Annotated in this window: 17 protein-coding genes and 1 tRNA gene; 8 read left to right on the plus strand and 10 right to left on the minus strand. The window is 66.9% G+C overall.

Features of this window, described 5'->3' with window-relative positions; translation table 11 throughout:
• Positions 1 to 55 precede the first annotated feature (55 nt).
• The 3 genes from ABDC78_RS13815 to ABDC78_RS13825 all read left to right on the plus strand — a co-directional run bounded on the left by ABDC78_RS13815 (position 56) and on the right by ABDC78_RS13825 (position 5,356).
• On the plus strand, positions 56 to 853 hold the full coding sequence (locus ABDC78_RS13815; RefSeq protein WP_178359260.1) for a nitrilase-related carbon-nitrogen hydrolase: 798 nt from the start codon (positions 56 to 58) through the stop codon (positions 851 to 853).
• A gap of 356 nt (positions 854 to 1,209) precedes the next feature.
• Positions 1,210 to 4,587, plus strand: a complete 3,378-nt coding sequence (locus ABDC78_RS13820) for a hypothetical protein (protein ID WP_306172919.1) — start codon at positions 1,210 to 1,212, stop codon at positions 4,585 to 4,587.
• 106 nt (positions 4,588 to 4,693) lie between these two features.
• The gene (locus ABDC78_RS13825) at positions 4,694 to 5,356 is read left to right on the plus strand and encodes a DUF4352 domain-containing protein (protein WP_218620784.1); all 663 of its coding nucleotides are present in this window, start codon (positions 4,694 to 4,696) and stop codon (positions 5,354 to 5,356) included.
• A 25-nt stretch (positions 5,357 to 5,381) separates the two neighbouring features.
• Here the strand turns inward: ABDC78_RS13825 and ABDC78_RS13830 are convergent.
• Positions 5,382 to 5,458 (minus strand) — tRNA-Leu (locus ABDC78_RS13830).
• Positions 5,459 to 5,528: 70 nt separating this feature from the next.
• Between ABDC78_RS13830 and ABDC78_RS13835 the strand changes: the two genes are divergently transcribed.
• Both ABDC78_RS13835 and ABDC78_RS13840 read left to right on the plus strand, forming a co-directional pair.
• Positions 5,529 to 6,131, plus strand: a complete 603-nt coding sequence (locus tag ABDC78_RS13835; protein WP_178359261.1) for an ANTAR domain-containing response regulator — start codon at positions 5,529 to 5,531, stop codon at positions 6,129 to 6,131.
• Positions 6,132 to 6,304: 173 nt separating this feature from the next.
• Positions 6,305 to 7,645 (plus strand): ABC transporter substrate-binding protein, encoded by a 1,341-nt coding sequence (locus tag ABDC78_RS13840; protein WP_178359262.1) that lies wholly within the window; start codon positions 6,305 to 6,307, stop codon positions 7,643 to 7,645.
• A 21-nt stretch (positions 7,646 to 7,666) separates the two neighbouring features.
• Here the strand turns inward: ABDC78_RS13840 and ABDC78_RS13845 are convergent, their stop codons facing one another.
• The 4 genes from ABDC78_RS13845 to ABDC78_RS13860 are packed head-to-tail and all read right to left on the minus strand — an operon-like array spanning position 7,667 to position 11,653.
• Positions 7,667 to 8,488, minus strand: coding sequence for an ABC transporter ATP-binding protein (locus ABDC78_RS13845; RefSeq protein WP_178359263.1), 822 nt, complete (start codon positions 8,486 to 8,488; stop codon positions 7,667 to 7,669).
• Positions 8,485 to 9,441, minus strand: coding sequence for an ABC transporter ATP-binding protein (locus ABDC78_RS13850; RefSeq protein WP_178359264.1), 957 nt, complete (start codon positions 9,439 to 9,441; stop codon positions 8,485 to 8,487). Before ABDC78_RS13850 ends, ABDC78_RS13845 begins: the two co-directional genes overlap by 4 nt.
• Positions 9,431 to 10,423 carry a branched-chain amino acid ABC transporter permease gene (locus ABDC78_RS13855; protein WP_178359265.1) on the minus strand — a complete coding sequence of 331 codons (993 nt, stop codon included), beginning with the start codon at positions 10,421 to 10,423 and terminating at the stop codon, positions 9,431 to 9,433. The genes ABDC78_RS13850 and ABDC78_RS13855 overlap by 11 nt, the downstream gene beginning before the upstream one ends.
• Before the next feature lie 3 nt (positions 10,424 to 10,426).
• Positions 10,427 to 11,653, minus strand: a complete 1,227-nt coding sequence (locus ABDC78_RS13860; RefSeq protein ID WP_347133508.1) for a branched-chain amino acid ABC transporter permease — start codon at positions 11,651 to 11,653, stop codon at positions 10,427 to 10,429.
• 545 nt (positions 11,654 to 12,198) lie between these two features.
• Here ABDC78_RS13860 and ABDC78_RS13865 point away from each other — a divergent pair.
• A complete protein-coding gene (locus tag ABDC78_RS13865; protein WP_178359332.1) occupies positions 12,199 to 13,368 on the plus strand; it encodes a branched-chain amino acid ABC transporter substrate-binding protein in 1,170 nt (389 codons plus the stop codon).
• Between the two features lie 4 nt (positions 13,369 to 13,372).
• Here the strand turns inward: ABDC78_RS13865 and ABDC78_RS13870 are convergent, their stop codons facing one another.
• Genes ABDC78_RS13870 through ABDC78_RS13880 form a run of 3 tightly spaced genes read right to left on the minus strand, consistent with a single transcriptional unit; the run spans position 13,373 to position 15,739 of the window.
• Positions 13,373 to 14,581, minus strand: a complete 1,209-nt coding sequence (locus ABDC78_RS13870) for a lipid-transfer protein (RefSeq protein ID WP_178359266.1) — start codon at positions 14,579 to 14,581, stop codon at positions 13,373 to 13,375.
• Positions 14,578 to 15,012 carry an OB-fold domain-containing protein gene (locus tag ABDC78_RS13875; protein WP_178359267.1) on the minus strand — a complete coding sequence of 145 codons (435 nt, stop codon included), beginning with the start codon at positions 15,010 to 15,012 and terminating at the stop codon, positions 14,578 to 14,580. The genes ABDC78_RS13870 and ABDC78_RS13875 overlap by 4 nt, the downstream gene beginning before the upstream one ends.
• A 52-nt stretch (positions 15,013 to 15,064) precedes the next feature.
• The gene (locus tag ABDC78_RS13880; RefSeq protein WP_178359268.1) at positions 15,065 to 15,739 is read right to left on the minus strand and encodes an alpha/beta fold hydrolase; all 675 of its coding nucleotides are present in this window, start codon (positions 15,737 to 15,739) and stop codon (positions 15,065 to 15,067) included.
• Positions 15,740 to 15,842: 103 nt separating this feature from the next.
• Between ABDC78_RS13880 and ABDC78_RS13885 the strand changes: the two genes are divergently transcribed.
• Together ABDC78_RS13885 and polA are read left to right on the plus strand one after the other, a co-directional pair.
• A complete protein-coding gene (locus ABDC78_RS13885; protein WP_178359269.1) occupies positions 15,843 to 16,721 on the plus strand; it encodes a LysR family transcriptional regulator in 879 nt (292 codons plus the stop codon).
• 103 nt (positions 16,722 to 16,824) lie between these two features.
• Complete coding sequence (polA, locus tag ABDC78_RS13890) at positions 16,825 to 19,485, plus strand: DNA polymerase I (protein WP_256736117.1); 2,661 nt, start codon at positions 16,825 to 16,827, stop codon at positions 19,483 to 19,485.
• On the opposite strand, the gene ABDC78_RS13895 is transcribed toward polA, so the two are convergent.
• Positions 19,416 to 20,123, minus strand: coding sequence for a trimeric intracellular cation channel family protein (locus tag ABDC78_RS13895; RefSeq protein ID WP_178359271.1), 708 nt, complete (start codon positions 20,121 to 20,123; stop codon positions 19,416 to 19,418). The genes polA and ABDC78_RS13895 overlap by 70 nt on opposite strands.
• 39 nt (positions 20,124 to 20,162) lie before the next feature.
• The gene (locus tag ABDC78_RS13900) at positions 20,163 to 21,341 is read right to left on the minus strand and encodes a PrsW family intramembrane metalloprotease (protein WP_178359272.1); all 1,179 of its coding nucleotides are present in this window, start codon (positions 21,339 to 21,341) and stop codon (positions 20,163 to 20,165) included.
• Between the last annotated feature and the right edge of the window lie 66 nt (positions 21,342 to 21,407).

Genomic DNA, 21,407 nt, shown 5'->3' on the forward strand with positions numbered 1-21,407 from the left:
ACGCACCTTGACCACGGGCAAAGACTATCGCCGCCACCGCGGTTAGCCTGCTCGAATGACGCGCATCGCCTGCTGCCAAATTGATCCCGCCATCGGCGACCTGGCTTCGAACACCGATCTCATCGCCTCGGCGATCACCGAAGCGGTGGCCGCAGGAGCTGATGTCATCGCCCTGCCCGAATTGGCGACCTCCGGCTACATGCTCGCCGATGCCGACGAAGCCCGCTCGGTGGCGTTGAAGCCTGAAAGCCCTGAATTCTCGTTATGGTCTGGGGCCGTTGCTGATTCGATCGCGATTCTCGGCTTCTGCGAACTCGGCCCGGATGGCGTTCTCTACAACAGCGCCGCGGTCCTCGACTCCGGTGGCCTGCTGGCCGTGTATCGCAAAACCCATCTGTGGGATCGGGAGAAGCTGATCTTCACAGCCGGCTGCCGGCTACCGGAAGTGCTCCAGACACGCCACGGCATGATCGCGGTGATGCTCTGCTACGACCTGGAGTTCGCTGAGCTGACCCGCTTCGTCGCGGTCGCCGGGGCGGAGTTGATCGTCGCGCCGGTGAACTGGCCTTTGTTTGCTCGTCCTGACGGGGAGCATCCAGGGGAGGTGATCACGGCGATGTCGACCGCGCGCACCAATCGGGTGGCCGTCGCCGCTTGTGACCGCACCGGCGTCGAGCGTGGCCAACCGTGGACCTCGGGGACGGCGATCGTCAATGCCGATGGATGGGTGGTGGCCGAGGCCGGGCCGGGAGTGGGCACGGCGATTGCCGACATCGATCTGGCGCGCAGTCGGGACAAGAAGGTCTCGGAGTACGTCGACCTGTTCGCGGATCGGCGTCTTGATCTTTACTGAGAGCACTCCGCATGTCAGATGTGCAATCAGCTGTCACGTTGTGCCGCTCTAGTCGGCGGAGGCCGCGAACCCACCACGATCCGGATATTTCGCGATATAGCGCCTGAGCAGCGATGTATCAGCCAGTTCTGGACGTACCCAAATTATCGCAGGCGCAAATAAATTGGCGTAAGAATGACTTTCCAGCAAAGTCGTAGGTTTTGTGTTAAGGCTTTGCTACCGTGCCCTCAGTGGGGAATTTCGTCAGATCTGGCAGTCCGGCCGGGCGCGGGTTCTGCGCATTCTGAGAGGGGAAAACGGTGGCTTCAGGGGGTCGCATCAGGCGTCGTGAACTCGAGCGCGCGAACCGGAGGACCATGGCCCGGCGATTCGCCGGCGGTGCAGTGTTCAGCGCTGCCATGGCCGCCGGGGCGATGGCCACCGTCGGTGTCGCCACCGCCGAGGCTGACACGGAGACCCAGGTGGTGTCCTGTATGCCGACCGCCGGCCAGTCCTGCGATCCTTTTGCTGGCACGGGTCCCGGTTCGGTGCAGTACAGCGCCCTCGCCGTAGACGATCAGGCCAGCGCCCTGCGACTGTTCGGGCCCGGCGGCTTCCTCATCGGCAATGGACTCGACGCCCTCGACCTCGATCCGGACTGCACCGCCAACTGTGCCGGTGGCAACGGTGGCCTGCTCTGGGGCAACGGTGGCGCCGGCGCACTCGGTGGTGCGGGCGGCAGCGCAGGATTGATCGGCAACGGCGGCGTCGGCGGTGCCGGGGTGCTGTCGGTCAACAATGGAATGGGCGGCACCGGCGGTGACGCCGGACTGTTCGGTGACGGCGGGGTCGGCGGGGCTGGATTGTCCGCATCCACCAGCGGGGACGACGCCGCGGTGGGTGCCGCGGGCGGCACCGGCGGGGCGGGCGGCAGGCTCTTCGGCAACGGCGGCAGTGGCGGTTCCGGCGGCTCGGCGACCTCGGAGGCCGGCGATGCGACAGGCGGTTCCGGCGGCACCGGTGGGCTGTCCGGACTGTTCGGCAACGGTGGTGCCGGCGGCGCCGGCGGTGCGGCCGACTCCACCGGCGGTGAGCTCGAAGGCGGTGCCACGGTGAGGACGAGAACCGGCGGCGGTCTGTTCGACACTCGGCGCGAAGACACCTACACGACCACGTTCACGGTCACTGCCGGCACCGCCACGGGCGGCGCGGGCGGGGTTGGCGGCGATGCGAGCGCGCTGATCGGCACCGCCGGTGACGGCGGTGCGGGCGGGGATGCGACCACGGTGTCCGGCGTCAACGCCGCAACCGGCGGTGCGGGCGGTGCTGGTGGAACAGGCACATCACTGATCGGCGACGGCGGCTCAGGTGGCGCCGGCGGCGCAGGGGAGAACCTCGGCAGCAGCACCGAGATCCGTTCCTACACAGAGGTGTTCACCCGGCGGAACATCTTCTCCGGCTTCACCCTGCAGAGCACCACCGACAACCCCACGGTGACGGGGTCCGTCGCCGGCGCAGGCAACGGTGGAGCCGGTGGAGACGGCGGCGATGCGGGTTATGCCGGCAGCGGCGGGGCGGGCGGCGCGGGCGGCACCGGCGACACCGATTCCGTCGCGGCCGGCGTGGCAGGCACCGGCGGCGCGGGTGGTGACGGCGGGAACAGCGGATCGGTCGCGGGCAGCGGCGGCGCCGGTGGCGGCGGGGGTACCGGTTCCGGCAATCTCCTCGGCGTCGGCGGCAGCGGCGGAACCGGCGGCGCGGCGGGCTCCCTCGGCGTCGGCGGCGCCGGCGGGACCGGGGGCACCGGCACGGCCGACGGGGTGGGGAACACCTCGACGACGATCGAATTCCCCGACGTCATCGGCGATGTGGTCGCTGACCTGGTGGGGGTGGATATTCTGCCGTCCACGGTGAACGCCTCCGGCACCGGCGGCAACGGTGTCGGGATCGGCGGTGCGGGTGGCGCCGGTGGTGACGGCGAGTTGTTCGGCGGCGCAGGCGGGGCGGGCGGTGTCGGCGACGGCACGCAGACCGGCACCGGCGGCGCGGGGGCCACCGGTGGAGCCGGCGCGTTGGCCGGCGGTAGCGGCGGCGATGGCGGCGCGGCGACGGCGGACGGTGTCGCCGACGTGACGGGCAGCCTGCTTCTGGGGCTCGCGACCCTGACCATCGATGGCGTGCCCGTGGGAACGGCCACCGGCGGCAGCGGTGGCACCGGTGGCACCGGCCTGTTCGGCGGTGGCGGCGGTAACGGCGGCTCGGGCACCGGCAGTCTCACCGGTGTCGGCGGAACCGGCGGTGCGGGCGCAGGCAATGCCACCGACGAATCCGGCGTCGTGTTCGGCGGTCAGGGCGGTGATGGCGGCGCGGCTACGGGTGGCACCACGCTCACCGCGGCCAACTTGTCCTCGTCGTTGTTCGGTCTCAGCCAGGATCTGCCGTTGCCCGTCGGCCACGCGACCGCCGGCAACGGTGGCGACGGCGGTGCCGGCGATCTCGTCGGTGGCGCAGGCGGCACCGGCGGTACCCGTAACCATGCCAACCCGTTCGACCTGCTCAGCGACGAAGCCCTCCAGCAGGTCCTGGGTGCGCTGATCAACGGTGACGACATCGACTTCGACTTCGCTTCGATCGCCGACCTGATCGACGCGACCGAGGCCCAGGGTGGCAACGGCGGAAGCGGCGGATTCATCGGCGGCGCAGGCGGCACCGGCGGACAGGGCGTGTTCGAACTGTCCGGCTTGCTCGAACTGGCCGGTGATCAGATCGATCTGGGCAGCCTGCTGGCAGGCCTCGGTGACATCGACCTCGAAGCGCTGGGCATCGACATCACCTCCCTCAACATTCAAACCGGCGGTGACGGTGGCACCGGCGGTGAGGGCGGCTTCATCGGCGGCGCCGGCGGTGCGGGTGCCGCCACCGGCGGGCTGACTCCGACGTTCCCGTTCCTGCCTGACGCGGTGATCGGAATATCGGGCAACGGCGGCACCGGTGGCGAGGGCGGTGCTCTCGGCGGCGCGGGCGGTGACGGCGGTGACGCGTTCGCGCTCGGTATCTCGGACGGCGGCGACGGCGGTTCCGGTGGCCAGGGCGAGGACATCGGCGGCTCCGGCGGCAACGGCGGAACGGGATTGGGCGCCATCGCCTCTGGCGGTGACGGCGGATCCGGCGGCGACGGCGATGTGGCCGCCGGCTCCGGTGGTTCCGGTGGCAGCGGGATCGGCATCATCGACGCACAGGGCGGCGACGGCGGCGACGGCGGCACAGCGACCTCCTCCGGCGGATCGGGCGGCAGCGGCGGCGGGGCCCTGTCCGTCGGGTCCGGCACCGGCGGCGACGGTGGCAACGGCGGAGCCGGAGCCCAGCCGGGTCGTGGTGGTAGCGGCGGGTCCAGCACCACGATCACCGGGGAGAGTTCAGGCGGGTCCGGAGGCGAGGGGGCGTCCACCGACGAGGACGCAACCAGTGGAAGCGGAGCACGCGGCGGTCGCGGCGGTTCGGGCACGAGTGTCAACGGCGACGCCACCGGTGGTGACGGCGGCGACGGTGGTGACGGCGCCGAGCGCGGTGGTAACGGCGGTTCGGGTGGATTCGGTGGCAGCGCTGCCGGCACGGGCCGGGGTGGCGACGGTGGTGATGGCGGGACACCGGGCGGCCGGGGCGGTTCGCGTGGTGCCGGCACCAGTGATTCGGGCAGCTCCGGTGAGTCCGGCTCGTCGTCTGACTCCTCGGGCTCTTCGGGCTCCTCCGACTGATCGAGGTACAAAAGGGCCACCGGGCGACCGGTGGCCCTTTTGGGCGCGAAAGTTATTCGGGCTTCAGTCCTCCGGAGTGGCTACCCTCCGTGCATGGGGAAATTCTGTGACTGAACCCGGCTGGTATCCCGATCCTTCCGGCGCTCCGGGGCAACGCTACTTCGACGGTTCACAATGGGCCGACCGAGCGGCGGGACACCAGCCGCCCAAGAAGTCGAACAAGCGCTGGATCATTCTCGGCGTCGTACTCGCGGTCCTGGTCTTCTTCGGCGGCTGCGCCGCAATTCTCATCGCGGGCGACACGCAGGAGGACGAGGATTCACCACGCCCGGCGGCAAGCGCCCAGCCGGACCCGACCGTTTCCCCCGCGGGGTCCGCGGCCCGGGACGGAAACTTCGAGTTCGAGATCCTGAAGATCGGTCAGACAAAGACGCTGCAGGACATGACCGACGACCCGAACATGACCATGACAGCGGACGGCCTCTACGTCGTGGTCACCGTGACGGTCACGAACATCGGGGACGAACCGGCGGCGTTCTCCGGACAGGATCAGTTGATCATCGATACCGAAGGCCGCGAATTCGCCGTCGACTCCGAGGCCGAGGCCTATGTCAACACCGGATACGACTACACGAGCCCGATCGGGCCGGGCGACTCGATCGAGGTCGATCTGCCCTTCGACGTCCCGCCCGACGGCAAGGTCGACAGGATGGAGCTACACGATTCGGCGTCCTCGGGCGGAGTCTTGCTCGACTTGCCGTGGAGTTGACCGACGCCGGGTGCCGAAGTGTTTGTGGTGCCCTCGGTGAGATTCGAACTCACACTGGACGGGTTTTGAATCCGTTTCCTCTGCCAGTTGGGATACGAGGGCGCGCGGCCTCCCACCATAGAGGATGGCCCCGCGGTCGCTCATCCGGCCTGGGACCGCCACAATGTGTCCCATGACCGGGTCAACGACAGACGTCGTCAAGCCACACCGCGTGCTCATCGCCGAGGACGAGGCGCTCATCCGGATGGACTTGGCCGAGATGCTGCGCGAAGAGGGTTACGAGATCGTCGGTGAGGCCGGTGACGGGCAGGAGGCTGTGGACCTGGCCGTGGCGCTCAAACCCGATCTGGTGATCATGGACGTCAAGATGCCGCGACGGGACGGTATCGATGCCGCCTCCGAGATCGCCGCCAAGCGGATCGCACCGATCGTCATCCTCACCGCGTTCAGCCAGCGCGAGCTCGTGGAGCGTGCCCGCGACGCCGGAGCGATGGCCTACCTGGTCAAGCCCTTCAACATCAACGACCTGATCCCCGCCATCGAGGTGGCGGTCAGCCGGTTCAGCGAGATCGCCGAGCTGGAGAAAGAGGTCGCGACGCTGTCCGACCGTCTGGAGACCCGCAAGTTGGTCGAGCGCGCCAAGGGCCTGCTGCAGGCCAAGCAGGGAATGACCGAACCGGAAGCGTTCAAGTGGATTCAGCGCGCCGCGATGGATCGCCGGACCACGATGAAACGGGTCGCCGAGGTCGTGATGGAGACGCTGGACCCCGAGTAGTCGCCGAATGCGGCCCGTCTTCGCTACACGCAGGTTAATTTGTTTTCCATGAGGTCACATATTGGTCACGAGCCCTTTCCCGGGGCTCGCGCCCATCCGGCAGCCGTTACGGTCGGTCTGCGCCATTGCGGCGTTTGCCGCCCAATCGGTATCGACACATCAGGAGCCTTTTGATGAAGCATCGGACCCTCACCCGCGCCGTCGCCGCCGTGGGTATTGCCTCGCTAGCTCTGACCGCCTGCTCGAGCTCGAGTGACTCGGGCGAGGAGACCGCTGCGGGCGAAGAGACCACAACGACCGAGGAATCCGCCGAGGTGGTCAGCACGGACTGCGAACCCGCCCAGGCGACACCGGGTGCGGCTCCGGTCACCACGCCACTCAAGATCGGCACCCTGCTGCCGGAGACCGGAACGCTGGCATTCCTCGGCCCGCCCGAGGTGGCGGGCGTGCAGGTCGCCGTCAACGAGGTCAACGAGGCCGGTGGCGTACTCGATCAGCCTGTCCAACTGGTCACCGGAGACTCGGGTGACACCACCACCGACACCGCCAACGTGACGGTGGACCGCCAGCTCGGCGAAGGCGTCAGCGCCATCATCGGCGCCGCGTCCTCGGCGGTGTCGCTGAAGGTGATCGACAAGATCTCGAGCGCCGGTGTCGTCCAGTTCTCTCCGGCGAACACCTCGGATCAGTTCGTCTGCTATCCCGACAAGGGCATGTACTTCCGCACCGCACCGACCGATGTGCTGCAGGCTCAGGCACTCGCACAGCTGATCACCGAAGACGGCGCGCAGCGCGTGGCGGTGATGGCGCTCAACGACCCGTACGGGACCGGCCTGGCCGCCAACACGGTCGAGGATCTCGAAGCGGCCGGCATCGCATCCGATCAGATCACCAAGATCATCTACGACCCCAACGCGCAGTCCTTCAACGCTGAGGTCGACCAGGTCAGGGAGTTCAATCCGGACGCGGTCGCGGTCATCGGTTTCGAGGAGACCGCAAAGATCCTGACCCGCATGCACGAGGTCGGAATCGGCCCGTCCGACGGGATGCTCGTCTACGGCACCGACGGAAACATGGGTAACGCGCTGGGCGAGGGCGTGGCGCCAGGGCTGCTGGCGGGGATGAAGGGCACCACTCCGCTCACCGACATCGGTCCGGATTTCGAGAACCGGCTCAAGGCAGCCGATCCCGCGTTGATCGACTTCAACTACGCCGGTGAGTCCTACGACGCGGTGGTCATCTCCGCACTCGCTGCCGAGCAGGCCAAGTCGACGGCAGGTGTCGACATCGCGGCCAACATCATCGGCGTGACCCGGGACGGCATCAAGTGCACGACGTTCGCCGACTGCCGCGACCGGATCCGTGCGGGTGAGGACATCGACTACGACGGTGTGACAGGCGAATTGGCGTTCGGCCCCGCCGGTGAACCGTCCATCGCCTCGTACGGCAGCCTCGAGTTCGGCCCGGACAACACGCTGCAGACCAACGATTTCATCATCGTCAACCAGGCCTGAGTTCCCGGTCGGCAGTCGCGGTCAGATCTCGCGGCTGCCGGCCAGGGTTCCCAGATACAGTTCGATGACCTTGGGGTCGTTCATCAGATTGCCGCCGGTGTCGGTGTAGGCATTGGTGCCCTGGTCCAACACATAGCCCCGGTCGCAGATCTGCAGGCAGCGCCGCGCGTTCTGCTCGACCATGATGATCGAGACGCCTGCGGCGTTGATCTGCTTGCAGCGGATGAAGACTTCGTCTTGGAACATCGGTGACAATCCGGCCGACGGCTCGTCGAGCAGCAGCACAGACGGCTCCATCATCAGGGCCCGGCCGACAGCCACCATCTGGCGTTCGCCGCCTGACAGTGCGCCGGCCTTGACCTTGCGGCGTTGACCGAGCAACGGGAACAGTTCGCTGACGACCTCGAACCTCTCCGCGAACTTCGCGCGGCGCAGGTAGATGCCCATCTCCAGGTTCTCCTCGATCGTCAAGGAGGGGAACACATTACGGTTCTGCGGCACGTAGCCGAGCCCTTTGGTCACCAGTACGTGGGCGGGCGCCGAGGTGATGTTCTCATCGCGCAGGGTCACCGACCCCGACCGTACCGGGATGAGCCCGAACAGTGCCTTGAGCAAGGTGGACTTGCCCGCGCCGTTGGGGCCGATGATGCCGACGATCTCACCCTGGCGCAGGAAGAAGTCACAGCCACGCAGGATGTCGACTTCGGGAACGTAACCGGCCACCAGGCGGTCCGCGCGCAACAACGAGCCTTCCGCCAGCCTGGCGTGCTGCTCGGGAGTGGCCGCCAGCTCGGCCGGGGTCAATTCTACTGGTGCTGAGGGGGATTCGCTCGAATCACTCATGGCTTGTCACCGCCCGTCTCGATCGTTTCCAGCACCGCCTGCTCGAGTTGCTCGGCGAGCACCGCGGTCGCGCCGACCGGATTGCCGTCCGCGTCGAACTCCAGGACCTGATCGTGGTGGCTGCCCAGATACGCGTCGACCACCGCCGCGTTGTCGGCAAGGGACTCCGGCACCGATTCGGCGATCACCTCGCCTTGGGCCATCACGACCACCCAGTCGCTGATGTCGCGGATGACGTCCATGTCGTGCTCGACGAACACCACCGTCATTCCCTCGTCGCGCAGCGATTTCACGTGTTCGAGCAGGCTCTGGGTCAGTGCCGGATTCACCCCGGCCATCGGCTCGTCGAGCATGACCACCTTGGGATCGGTCATCAGTGCGCGGGCCATCTCGAGGAGCTTGCGTTGCCCGCCCGACAGGGAGCCCGCCATGTCCTCGGCCTTGGCGTCGAGCTTGAACCGCGCCAGCATCTCGTAGGCGCGTTCGGTGATCTGTGCCTCCTGGGAGCGCCAGGTCACCCGCAGCAGTGCGTTGAGAATCCGTTCGCCGGCTTGGTGATGGGCGCCCAACCGGACATTGTCGAGCACCGACATCCTGGCCAGCGCCTTGGTCAGCTGAAACGTCCGCACGATGCCGTGCCGCGCTACCTGGTGAGGGTGCTGCCTGCCCAGATCTGTGCCGTCGATCTTCCAGGTCCCGGTGTCGGGCCGGTCGAATCCGGTCAGCAGGTTGAACAGCGTCGTCTTGCCGGCGCCGTTGGGACCGATGAGTCCCGTGATGGCGCCACGTTGGATCTCCAGATGAGCCACGTCGACTGCTTTGAGACCGCCGAAGGAGCGGGAGATCCCGTCCACCACCAGGATCGGGTCAGGCTTGGCGGATCCCGGCTCGGCCGACGTCGCCGCAAACAGGGCGGCGCGTTCGGCGGCAGAGATCGGCGTCTTATCGACCATCGAACTGCAACTCCCGTTTTCGGCCCAGTAGGCCCTGCGGTCGGAAAACCATCAGCAGCGCGATCAGGATCCCCAGCAGGATGAAACGCACCGCGCCCACCTGAGCGTCGGTCAGGGGCAGGAGTGGGTCGGGCCCCGAGATCGCTTGGCGCAGGAGGGCGTCCGGGATCGAGAGGAGGAACCAGAACAACATGGCGCCGACGACCGGGCCGAACACCGTTGCGGCACCTCCGAGAAGTAACGCACCGAAGGCGTAGAACGTCTGCGCGGTCGAATAGAAGTCCGGGTGTATCGACTTGGTCTGCAGGGCGTTGAAGACCCCGCCCATGCCGCCGATCACGCCGCCGAGCACCAGCGCCTGGAGCTTGTAGACGAAGACGTTCTTGCCGAGTGCGCGCGCTGCGTCCTCGTCCTCCCGGATGGCCCGCAGCACCCGGCCCCAAGGGCTGTGGGCCAGCAGATACACGAACCCGCACAGCACGAGGACCAGTGTCCAGCCGACCACCATCGACCACACGTCATCGCCGACGAATCGGACACCGAGGATCGAGTACTGCTTACTGGAATCGAACGGGCTGAAGCGGGTGAACGCATCGGCGAACCCGTAGAGCCCGTTGGTCGAACCGGTGACCGAGTCGGACGCGGTGGACCTGAAGATCAGCCGCAGCACCTCGGCAGCGGCGATGGTGGCGATCGCCAGGTAGTCGGCACGCAGTCGCAGGGTCGGGATGCCCAGCACGATCGCCAGCAGGCCCGCCGCGAGGAGTCCGACGATGATGCCGACCCAGAGCGGCTGCTGGTAGGTGACGGTCATGATGCCGACCCCGTAGCCGCCGAGGAGGGCGAACCCGATCTGGCCGAAGTTCAGCAGCCCGGTGTAGCCGAAGTGCAGGTTCAAACCGATGGCCAGTAGCGCATAGAAGATCGCCGACGGGCCGATGAGCTGGGCAAACGCTATCTGTAAAGCGCTGATGAGGTCCACGACTCACCCCACCCTTTCCCGCGAGCCGAGAATTCCCTGGGGTCGCACGACGAGGATGAGGATGAGGATGAGCAGCCCGCCGACGTACTTGAGGTCGGGGTTGATGACGAGCGTGGACAGTTGCACGAGGAGGCCGACGACGATGCAACCCAGTAGCGCACCGTAGGCGGTGCCGAGTCCGCCGAGGGTGATGCCCGCGAACATCAGCAGCAGCAGCTTGAAGCCCATCTCCCACTGGACCCGGCCTCCGAGCTCCGACAATGCGAGCAGGACACCGCCCAGTGCGGCCAAGGCGCCCCCAAGGCACCAGACGAACATGATCACCCGCTCGACGTTGATGCCCGACGCGGCAGCCAGATCCTTGTTGTCCGACACCGCGCGCATGGCCTTGCCGATCGGGGTCTTCTGCAGCATCAGGGCTACCGCGACCAGCACCACCAGGCTGATGGCGATGGTCAACAGGTTGGTGTCGGTGATGGCGATCGGCCCCCACTTGCGCTCGGCGCTGGGAGCGTAGCCGGCGAAGGCCTGAGTCCGGTCGGAGAACAGTGCCAGGATCAGATACCGCAGCGCGATGGCCAACCCGATGGACACCACCAGTTGCGGAATCAGACCGACACGCCGTTTTCGCAGCGGATGCCAGACCCCGGCATTGCTCAGCCAGCCGACGGCGAGCCCAGCGACTATCGCCAAGACGCCGGCCGCGAGCAGGGGCATCCCGAAGGTCACGTTGAAGATCCAGGCGAACACCGCGCCCAGGGTGACGAGCTCACCGTGCGCGAAGTTGGTCAACCCGGTGGTCCCGAAGATCAAACTCAGTCCGATCGCGGCGACCGCGATCACGAGACCGAAGCGCAGGCCGTCGATCGTGAGTCGGATGACCCGCTCGTACAGCGGAGTCTCGATCGACGTGCGGACCTCGCCGAACGTGAACACCACGGTATTGGTTCGGCCGGCGGTCACCTCCCGCGTCACCGTCCCCTGCACGCTCACGTCCTCGGGAAGGCTGTCGGCGACCACCTCGAAGGTGTACTGCCCCGGGGGTAGTTCGACATTCCAGCGGCCGTTGTCATCGGAGGTGGTGGTTCCGATTTCCTGGCCGTCCGGGTCGAGGGCGCGCACCGTTGCTCCCGACACCGGCTCGCCTTCGTTGACGAGTCGCCCGGACACCGGGGCGATTTCGGTGTCCTGGGCCGCCGCGACGCCTGCTCCCAGGAAGGTCGCCAGTATCAGGCCGACGAGCAACAGCAAGCCCTGTGAGACAACACGAGCACACCGGCCCACTGAGGCAACACCTCCGTCGCAAAAAAATCGGTCGATTCGCTTCGGGCGACTGTATAGCGTTCGGGAGCATGTGGCCGGGTTCTGGATGTCCGGCACGTATCGATCGTGTTTCCAGCTTCCTGGTAACACTTGGCGGGATATTGATGATGATTGTCACTGCTGCCACTTCAGGGCTGTGCTGATGAGCGAGATGCTGAAGCCATGACGCTACTGATGGTCTTTGGGGCGCTGCTCGTGCTGCTGGCGATCGCGGCGTTGACGGGCAAGGTCCCCGACACCCACCGTGAGATCAGCCAACACGGCGACTTCGACTTCTGAGGACGACGGGTCCGTCCGAACGGGTCGCCGCCATCGGTCGCTGAACCGCACGCGCCGGGGTGCTGCGTTGCTATCTTCTACGCGGAGCCATGGCCGATGCCGTGTGATCCCGAGTCGGAGGAGAACAATTGCGCTGTCGGGGGGGTCTGGGCACGCTTGCGCTCGGTTCGGCAATGCTGATGGCATTCGGGCTCAGCGGGTGTGGCGGATCGTCGCCGAAGCCGGGGGAGTCGTCGAGCCCCCTGGAGTTCGCGGCGCGGGTCCAGATCGATCGTGACGGCGCCCCGGTCGATGTGGTCGACGATCTGCAGCCTGCGAATCCGGCAGGCGACGGAAACAGCGTCTGTCCGCCGGTGTCGATCGCCATGGCAGGTGCTCTCAACGGGCCCGACGCCGGCTTGGGCGTCGACGTCCAGAACGGCATTCAACTGGCCGTCGACCAGCACAACGCGGCCAACCCCGCCTGCCAGGTGCAGTTGAAGCCCTTCGATACCGAGGGGGATCCGGACAGGATTCGGGACCTGGCCGCTCAGATCGTCGACGACGCGTACACCGTCGGAGTGGTGGGTCCGGTCTCCTCGGCCGAGACGCAGGCTGCCGGTGAGGTGTTCGACAGGGCCGGCCTGATCGCCGCGACGCCCTCGGCAACCGATCCGGCGTTGGCTCAGAATGGTTGGCGGACCTTCTTCCGCGGGGTGGCCGGCGATGGGGTGCAGGGCCCGGCGGTGGCCCGCTACATGTCCGAGACTCTCGGATACCGGAATGTCTGCGTCGTCGACGACAGTTCCGATTACGGTCTGGGGCTTGCCACCTCGGTACGCGAAACCCTTGGGGCGGTGGCTGACTCGGCATGCAACATCGCGGTCAGGTCCGACGCGACGGACTTCTCCGGGATCGTCACTCAAATCAATGCTGCTGCACCGGATTCGGTCTTCTTCGCCGGTTACTCCCCAGTGGCCGCCACGTTGGTCAGACAGCTTCGCGAGGGCGGCTTCGGCGGCGCGTTCGTCGGGGCAGACGGCGCCAAGAACGAATCATTTGTCGAACAAGCGGAATCGGCCGCGAGCGGGGCGTTGCTGTCCTGTCCGTGCAGCCCTGCCACGCCCGAGTTCGTCGACGAGTACAGCAGCGTCTTCGCTCAACAGCCCGGCCCGTACAGCGTCGAGGCCTACGACCTGGCGACGATCCTGCTCAAGGGGATCGATTCCGGAGCACTCACCCGGCCGGCGTTGTTGGAGTACGTGGCCAACTACGACGGGCAGGGGATCGCTCGTCGATACCGGTGGGACCGCGCCGGCGAACTGGAGAACCCGCTGATCTGGATCTACGACGTGGTCGAGTAGGGCGCTACCGCGCGACGATCACCGAGGAGCCGTGGCCGAACAGGCCCTGGTTGGCTGTGATGCCCACCTTGGCGCCTTCGACCTGCCGGCCGGTCGCCTGACCCTTCAACTGCCAGGTCAGTTCACACACCTGCGCGATGGCCTGCGCCGGGATGGCTTCGCCGAAGCTCGCCAGTCCGCCGGAGGCATTGACCGGGATCCGGCCGCCGATCGTTGTCGCGCCGCTGCGCAACAACTGCTCGGCCTCGCCCCGGTTGCACAGCCCGAGGTGTTCGTACCAGTCGAGTTCCAGGGCGGTCGACAGGTCGTAGACCTCGGCCAGGCTCAGATCCTCGGGGCCGAGGCCCGCCTCGGCGTAGGCGGCGTCGAGGATCTGGTCCTTGAAGACCCGCTCGGGCGCGGTCACGACCGCCGTCGAATCGGTGGCGATGTCAGGCAGCTCGGGGAGGTGCTGTGGGTAGCGCGGGGTCACGGTGCTGATCGCGCGCACCGACGGCACCCCCTGCACCGAGCCGAGATGTTTCTCGGCGAACGACTTGCTGGCCACGATCAAGGCGGCCGCGCCGTCCGAGGTCGCGCAGATGTCGAGTAGTCGCAGTGGGTCGGAGACCACCGGGCTGGCCAGCACGTCCTCCACGGTGGCTTCCTTGCGGTAGCGGGCATTCGGGTTGTCCAGACCGTGCCGCGCGTTCTTGACCTTCACCTGGGCAAAATCCTCGAGCGTGGCGCCGTAGAGGTCCATCCGGCGGCGCGCCAGCATGGCGAAGTACACCGTGTTTGTCGCGCCGATCAGGTGGAAGCGCTGCCAGTCGGGGTCGTTCTTGCGCTCACCGCCGACCGGTGCGAAGAAGCCTTTGGGGGTGGTGTCGGCGCCGATGACGAGCGCGACGTCGCAGAAGCCGGCCAGGATCTGCGCGCGGGCACTCTGGAGTGCCTGCGATCCACTGGCGCATGCCGCGTAGCTCGAGCTGACGGGCACGCCGTTCCAGCCCAGCTTCTGGGCGAACGTCGCCCCGGCGACGAAGCCGGGGTAGCCGTTGCGGATCGTGTCCGCGCCCGCAACCATCTGGATCTGGCGCCAGTCCAGTCCTGCCTCGGCCAGCGCGGCACGTGCCGCGACGACGCCGTACTCGGTGAAGTCGCGGCCCCACTTGCCCCAGGGGTGCATTCCCGCACCCAAGATGTAGACCGGTTCCGGAGTGCCAGCGCTCATTTCGCAATCTCCCATGCGTGGACGATCCGCTCGACACCGTCGTCGTCGACGTAGAGCGGCATGGTCGTCAGTTCCATCTCCATGCCGACCTTCAGGTCGGCGGCGAGGGTGCCTTCGACGACCTTGCCCAGCACGATCAGCCCCTCGTCGGCGAGCTCGACGGCGGCCACGGCGAACGGTTCGAACGGATCCGGCGACGGATAGGGCGGAGGAGGCGCGTACCGGTTCTCTGTATAACTCCACAACCGGCCGCGGCGCGACAGCGGTACCTGCGCGAGCTCGTCGCCGTCGCAGGCGGGGTTGGGGCAGTTGTCGGCACGCGGTGGGAACACGAATGTCCCGCACTGGTGGCACTTGCCGCCGAGCAGATAGGGGGCGCCGGATCCGTCGGTGGCAAACCAGCCGTCGACCGCGGGTGTGGAAGCTGACACGCGGTCAGCGTACCCAGTTCGCGGGCCAAACTGAAACGTGTTCCAGTCTGGCTCAGCGGGCCAGGTCGACTAGGATGCGCAGCACGTCGTCGGGGCGGTCGCGCATCAGGTTGTGCTTGCCGTCGAGTTCATGGGTGATCCAGTTCGGATCCGAGCGGACGCGGTCATAGGAGGGCAGCAGCGGCGATTCACCCGGCCAGTCCAGCGCGTAGACGAAGATTCGTCGGCGGAACCGGCCCGGGTCGTGACGCAACCGCAGTGGCTGCAGCAGCGTCGCGAGCGGGTGCGCCGTCGCGCGGTCGTCGAAGAACGGCATCGGCGGTACTCCGAATCCCGAGTCGTCCACTGAGACGTGCCACTGGCGTTCCTCGTCGTTGACGATGTCCCAGCAGGCTTCACCGTCGTGGGGCACCACCGCGTCGAGGAACACCAGCGAGTCGACTCGGTCGGGGATGTGGTCGGCGACGCCGGTGATCACCATTCCGCCGTAGCTGTGGCCCACGAGGACGAGGTCGTCTCCTGCGGCGGTGTCGTTGTTGATGGCGGCCAGGACGTCGGCGATGTGGGTGTCGAGGTTCACCGCGCCGGGCAACAGGTGCGACCGCTCGGCCACGCCGGTCAGTGTGACTGCCAGAACGTGGTGGCCGGCTTTCTGGAGTGATGCCCTCAGGTCATCGAAACACCATGCGCCGTGGCACATTCCGGGGATCATGACATAGGTGGCCATCGGGAGCTCCTCTCGGTGTCGGGAGTGCTTTCCTCTCCCACTGTGACGAGGCATCAGCTATAAGTCCAATACTTCTTTGAGCTGAAATCTATAATCAGCGCTTATGGAACTGCGACAGCTCGAATACTTCGTCGCCGTGGTCGAGGAGGGCGGGTTCACCAGGGCTGCGCAGCGTGAGCGGGTCGCCCAGCCTGCAGTGAGTGCCCAGATCCGGCGTCTGGAGGCGACGGTGGGGCAGCCGCTACTGATCCGCGCCAGCCGCGAGGTGCGACTCACCCAGGCAGGTAGCGCCCTGCTGCCGCATGCCAGGGCTGCGTTGGCCGCCGTCCGTGATGCCCGCCTGGCAGTGGACGAGGTGGCCGGTCTCGTGCGCGGTTCCGTCGCGATCGGGACGGTGACGCTGCATCCCTTCGACGTGACCCGATTGATCGCCGACTTCCACTCCGACTATCCGGACATCGAAATCACCCTGGGCACAGACAATTCCGACGTGCTGCTCGCCAAACTGCAGGACGGTGGTCTCGATGCCGCGATCGTGTCCATCGGTGTCGACGAGGAGCCCCCTGCGCTGGAGTACGCCGTGGTCACCGACGAGGCGATAGCGGCCGCGGTGGCGGTGCGGCACCCGTTGGCCCGACGAAAGACACTGACACTCACCGCCTTGTGCGAACATCCGCTGATCGTGTTGCCCATCGGCACGGGTCTGCGCACGCGCCTCGACGCGGCCTGTGCTGCAGCGGGTTTACGTCCACGGATCGCATTCGAAGCGACCAGCCCGCTCGAGTTGGCCGAACTCGCGGGCCACGGGCTCGGGGTGGCGATCGTGCCGCAGTCGATGGCACATCAGCGCGCCGACCTGAGCTCGGTTCAACTGGTACCGGAACTGCGGGGGCGATTGGTGTGGGCCTGGCGTCGGGATATGGCGAGTCCGGCAGCCCGTCTGCTGTGCGAACGTGCCCGACAGATGATCGGCGGCGGCTGACCGGGTGTCGTTGCCGGTGCCTAGAGTGAAGGCCGTGAGCCCAGCCAAGACCGCATCGGATCCGACTGCCGCCGAGAAGGCTGCCGGCGACAAGCCCACCCTGATGCTTCTGGACGGCAACTCGTTGGCCTTCCGTGCCTTCTATGCGCTACCCGCCGAGAACTTCAAGACCCAGGGCGGCCTGACCACCAACGCGGTGTACGGCTTCACCGCGATGCTGATCAACCTCCTGCGCGACGAGCAGCCCAGCCACATCGCGGCAGCCTTCGATGTGTCCCGGCAGACGTTCCGGCTGGAGCGTTATCCCGAGTACAAGGCGGGCCGGTCCGCGACACCCGACGAGTTCCGCGGGCAGATCGACATCACGAAGGAGGTGCTCGGCGCGCTGGGCATCACGGTGCTCGCCGAGGCCGGGTTCGAAGCCGACGATGTGATTGCCACCTTGGCCACCCAGGCCCGCGACGAGGGTTACCGGGTGTTGGTGGTCACCGGCGACCGTGACTCTCTGCAGCTGGTCAGCGACGACGTCACCGTGCTCTACCCCCGCAAGGGCGTCAGTGAGCTCACCCGATTCACCCCCGACGCCGTGGTGGAGAAGTACGGGCTGACCCCGGCGCAGTACCCGGACTTCGCCGCCTTGCGTGGCGACCCGAGCGACAACCTGCCGGGCATCCCCGGCGTGGGGGAGAAGACGGCGACCAAGTGGATCGTGGAATACGGCTCGCTGCAGGAACTGGTCGACAACGTCGACAAGGTCAAGGGCAAAGTCGGTGATGCGCTGCGCGCGAACCTGTCCAGTGTTGTGCTCAACCGCGAGCTGACCGACCTCGTCAAAGATGTGCCGTTGGCCCAGACGCCCGACACGCTCCGGATGCAGCCATGGGATCGAGACCAGATCCACCGCCTGTTCGACGATCTCGAGTTCCGGGTGCTACGTGACCGACTCTTCGACACCCTGGCGTCGACGGACCCTGAGGTGGAGGACGGCTTCGACGTCCGTGGTGGAGCACTGGAAGCAGGAACACTGGCGGCGTGGCTGGCGGAGCGCAGCCAGGGACACCGGTTCGGGCTTGCAGTGGTGGGCAACCACCTCGCCTTCGACAGTGACGCCACCGCGGTGGCCATCGTCGCCGCCGACGGCGACGGCCGCTACATCGACACCTCGAGTCTGGATACCGGCGATGAGGCCGCGCTGGCGTCGTGGTTGTCCGACCCGGCAGCGCCGAAGGTGCTGCACGAGGCCAAACTCGCGATGCACGACGTGCAGGGACGAGGCTGGACGCTGGCCGGGGTCACCTCGGACACGGCGCTGGCCGCCTACCTGGTGCGCCCGGGCCAGCGCAGCTTCGCCCTCGACGACCTGTCCCTGCGTTACCTCAAACGCGAGCTCCGAGCCGATAACCCTGAGCAGCAACAGCTTTCACTGCTCGACGACGGTGACGGCGTCGACGACCAGGCGGTGCAGACGTTGCTGTTACGCGCCGGCGCGGTCAAGGACCTCGCCGACGCGCTCGACGAGGAGCTGGCCCGGATCGATTCCTCTGCGCTCCTGGGCGGCATGGAACTGCCCGTGCAGCGGGTGCTTGCGGAGCTGGAGACGGTGGGCATCGCCGTGGATCTGGAAGTGCTCTCGGAGTTGCAGAGCGAGTTCGCCGGCCAGATCCGCGACGCCGCCGAGGCGGCGTACTCGGTGATCGGCAAGCAGATCAACCTCGGTTCCCCGAAACAACTCCAGGTGGTGTTGTTCGACGAACTGGAGATGCCGAAGACCAAGCGCACCAAAACCGGTTACACGACCGACGCGGACGCGCTGCAGTCGCTGTTCGACAAGACCGGGCATCCGTTCCTGCAGCATCTGCTGGCCCATCGTGACGCCACCCGGTTGAAGGTGACCGTCGACGGGCTGCTCAACGCGGTGGCCTCCGACGGGCGCATTCACACCACCTTCAACCAGACGATCGCCGCCACGGGCCGGTTGTCCTCCACTGAACCCAACCTTCAGAACATCCCGATCCGGACCGAGGCGGGACGGCGGATCAGGGACGCTTTTGTTGTCGGTGCGGGTTACTCGGAGCTGATGACCGCCGATTACAGCCAGATCGAGATGCGGATCATGGCGCACCTCTCTCAGGATGCGGGGCTGATCGAAGCGTTCAACACCGGCGAGGACCTGCACTCGTTCGTCGCCTCCCGCGCGTTCTCGGTACCGATCGACGAGGTCACCGCCGAGCTGCGGCGCCGGGTGAAGGCGATGTCCTACGGCCTGGCCTACGGGCTGAGCGCCTACGGTTTGGCCGCGCAGCTGAAGATCTCCACCGAGGAGGCGAAGGTGCAGATGGACGCGTACTTCGACCGGTTCGGCGGAGTGCGCGACTATCTGCGCGACGTGGTCGATCAGGCGCGTAAGGACGGCTACACCTCGACTGTCTTCGGCAGGCGGCGCTACCTGCCCGAATTGGACAGCAGCAACCGCAATGTCCGCGAGGCAGCCGAACGCGCGGCGCTCAACGCACCGATCCAGGGCAGCGCCGCCGACATCATCAAGGTCGCGATGATCAACGTCGACCAGGCCATCAAGGACGCCGGGCTGACGTCTCGCATGCTGCTGCAGGTGCACGACGAGTTGTTGTTCGAGGTCGCCGACGGGGAACGCGACACCCTCGACGCGCTGGTCCGAGAGCACATGGGCAACGCCTACCCGCTGAATGTGCCCCTGGAGGTCTCCGTCGGGTACGGCCGCAGCTGGGACTCGGCGGCGCACTGACTGATCGCGTGCGCGCGAACATGATTGATGAGGTCGCGGGGAGCGGTGGGCAGCCTCCAGTGGAATCGGATGGCGGCCAACCGCAGTAGCGTGGCGACCAGCGAGCCGGCGACGACACCGAGTGATTGCGACCCGTAGTGGTGGTCGACCGTCACGTAGATCATCGAGCCGAGCATCGCCGGCGCGGCGTACATGTCGTCGGGCCCCAGCACCATCGGGACGTCGCGTGCGACCACGTCGCGCATCACGCTGCCCGCGACAGCCGACACCACGCCGAGCACCATCGCAGCGAACCAGGACGCGCCGTGGTCGATCGATATCGCCGCACCCGAGGTAGCGAAGAATCCCATCCCGACGGCGTCGAGGACGAGCACGAGGGTGTTCAGCTTGATCACCGCCCGGGTGAACACCGTGGTCAGAACCGACATCGCCAGGCAGATGCTGATCTCTTGCCAATGCTGCAGCGAGGCCGGTGGGTCGAGGTCGAGAAGCAGGTCGCGCAACACCCCGCCACCGACGCCGCTCAGGACGGCCAGGGTGGCGATGCCGAACAGGTCGAAGCCCTTACGAACACCGACCACGGCGCCCGATGCCGCCAGCGCCGCGATGCCCACATAATCGACGAGGTGTTGGATCACGCCTGCACGGTAGGAGCCGATGCTGGACGGTCGCTGGGATCAGATTTCCGGCGTCCGATATCCCGCCATCCGGGCCAGGGCGGGCGACGCGCTCCGTGCGGCGTACACCCCGTGGGTCTCTTCGCTCAACAGCGCCGCGACACGGTGGTCACCGAAACCGCGGTCGATGCGGTCGCGCACGAAGGCCAATTCGACAACCTGGTGCGCGAATGCCTTCACCGACTGTCCGGCGGGCTTGCCCCCGAATCGTGTCGCCTCGGCCACCGCGAGCTTCCGTGTCCGGATCGACCCCAGCCAGGTCGCCTCGTTGGGCGTGATCACTCCCGCCGCGGCCATGCCGGGCAGCTTGGCGGTGACGACGCGCTGCTCCCGCCGTCGGCTCTGCACAGCCAGCACGATCGCGAGCCCGAAGATCGGCATCATCCAGAACACGTACAGACCGAAGTACGCCTCGACCCCCAGAAGCGACGAGCCGTTCCACATGGCGTGCAGCACCACAGCGCCGGCGTAGCCGAGCAGGATGCAACCGGTCCTGGCCATAGCGCTGCGTTTGTGCAGCGCGTACCACACGCCGATGGCGAACAGCGTGGTGAACAGTGAGTGCGCGAACGGGGCCATGATGAGGCGCAACGCGGCGGTGAACAGAGAGTCGGCCAACGTTTCGCCGTTGGCGATGTAGAGGATGTCCTCCAGCCAGGCGAAGCCCGCCCCGACCAGTCCTGCGTAGACCAGGCAGTCGGTCAGTGAGTTCATCTCGTTGCGGCGGACGCCGGTCATCATCAGGAGCAGGAAGAGGCCCTTGGCAGCCTCTTCGGTGAGCGGAGCCCCGACCACCAGCGTGAACGGGCTCACCCCGGTGGACTGCGTGGCATCCATGGCGGGACTGAGCCAGGCATCGAGAAAAATCTGCAGAACAGCGGCGAGGACGACGGCTGCCGACGTACCCCAGATGAAGGCGAAGACGAGCAGGCGTGGCGGTTCGGGTTCCCACCTGTCCAGCCACAGGTAGGCCAGCACGACCACCGTCATGGCGATGCTGGAGAGCACGAAGCCGATCGCGGTCCCGACCGGATTGAATGCGGTCAGCGCGATCACGATGAGCCCGGCGATGGTCCCGAGCGCGATGATCACCCCGAGTGGTGCTCCGACCTTGCGGACGCGGCGCACGAACGGCGCCTGGAGTTGATGGGGCGGTACCTGGGCGCCGGCGTATGACACCTCAGCAGATTAGCGGCTGCCGGGGGCGGGTTTGTCCTGCATGTACCCGGTCTAGTAATCTCAACG

Source organism: Mycobacterium sp. DL (assembly GCF_039729195.1).
Taxonomy (GTDB): Bacteria; Actinomycetota; Actinomycetes; order Mycobacteriales; family Mycobacteriaceae; genus Mycobacterium; species Mycobacterium hippocampi_A.

What these genes read in the sequence shown, in the direction of transcription:
- ABDC78_RS13815 (WP_178359260.1), top strand. Translation starts at nt 56, where the DNA reads ATGACGCGCATCGCCTGCTGCCAAATTGATCCCGCCATCGGCGACCTG.
- ABDC78_RS13820 (WP_306172919.1), top strand. Translation starts at nt 1,210, where the DNA reads ATGGCCCGGCGATTCGCCGGCGGTGCAGTGTTCAGCGCTGCCATGGCC.
- ABDC78_RS13835 (WP_178359261.1), top strand. Translation starts at nt 5,529, where the DNA reads ATGACCGGGTCAACGACAGACGTCGTCAAGCCACACCGCGTGCTCATC.
- ABDC78_RS13840 (WP_178359262.1), top strand. Translation starts at nt 6,305, where the DNA reads ATGAAGCATCGGACCCTCACCCGCGCCGTCGCCGCCGTGGGTATTGCC.
- ABDC78_RS13845 (WP_178359263.1), bottom strand. Translation starts at nt 8,488, where the DNA reads ATGAGTGATTCGAGCGAATCCCCCTCAGCACCAGTAGAATTGACCCCG.
- ABDC78_RS13850 (WP_178359264.1), bottom strand. Translation starts at nt 9,441, where the DNA reads ATGGTCGATAAGACGCCGATCTCTGCCGCCGAACGCGCCGCCCTGTTT.
- ABDC78_RS13865 (WP_178359332.1), top strand. Translation starts at nt 12,199, where the DNA reads ATGCTGATGGCATTCGGGCTCAGCGGGTGTGGCGGATCGTCGCCGAAG.
- ABDC78_RS13870 (WP_178359266.1), bottom strand. Translation starts at nt 14,581, where the DNA reads ATGAGCGCTGGCACTCCGGAACCGGTCTACATCTTGGGTGCGGGAATG.
- ABDC78_RS13880 (WP_178359268.1), bottom strand. Translation starts at nt 15,739, where the DNA reads ATGGCCACCTATGTCATGATCCCCGGAATGTGCCACGGCGCATGGTGT.
- ABDC78_RS13885 (WP_178359269.1), top strand. Translation starts at nt 15,843, where the DNA reads ATGGAACTGCGACAGCTCGAATACTTCGTCGCCGTGGTCGAGGAGGGC.
- polA (WP_256736117.1), top strand. Translation starts at nt 16,825, where the DNA reads ATGCTTCTGGACGGCAACTCGTTGGCCTTCCGTGCCTTCTATGCGCTA.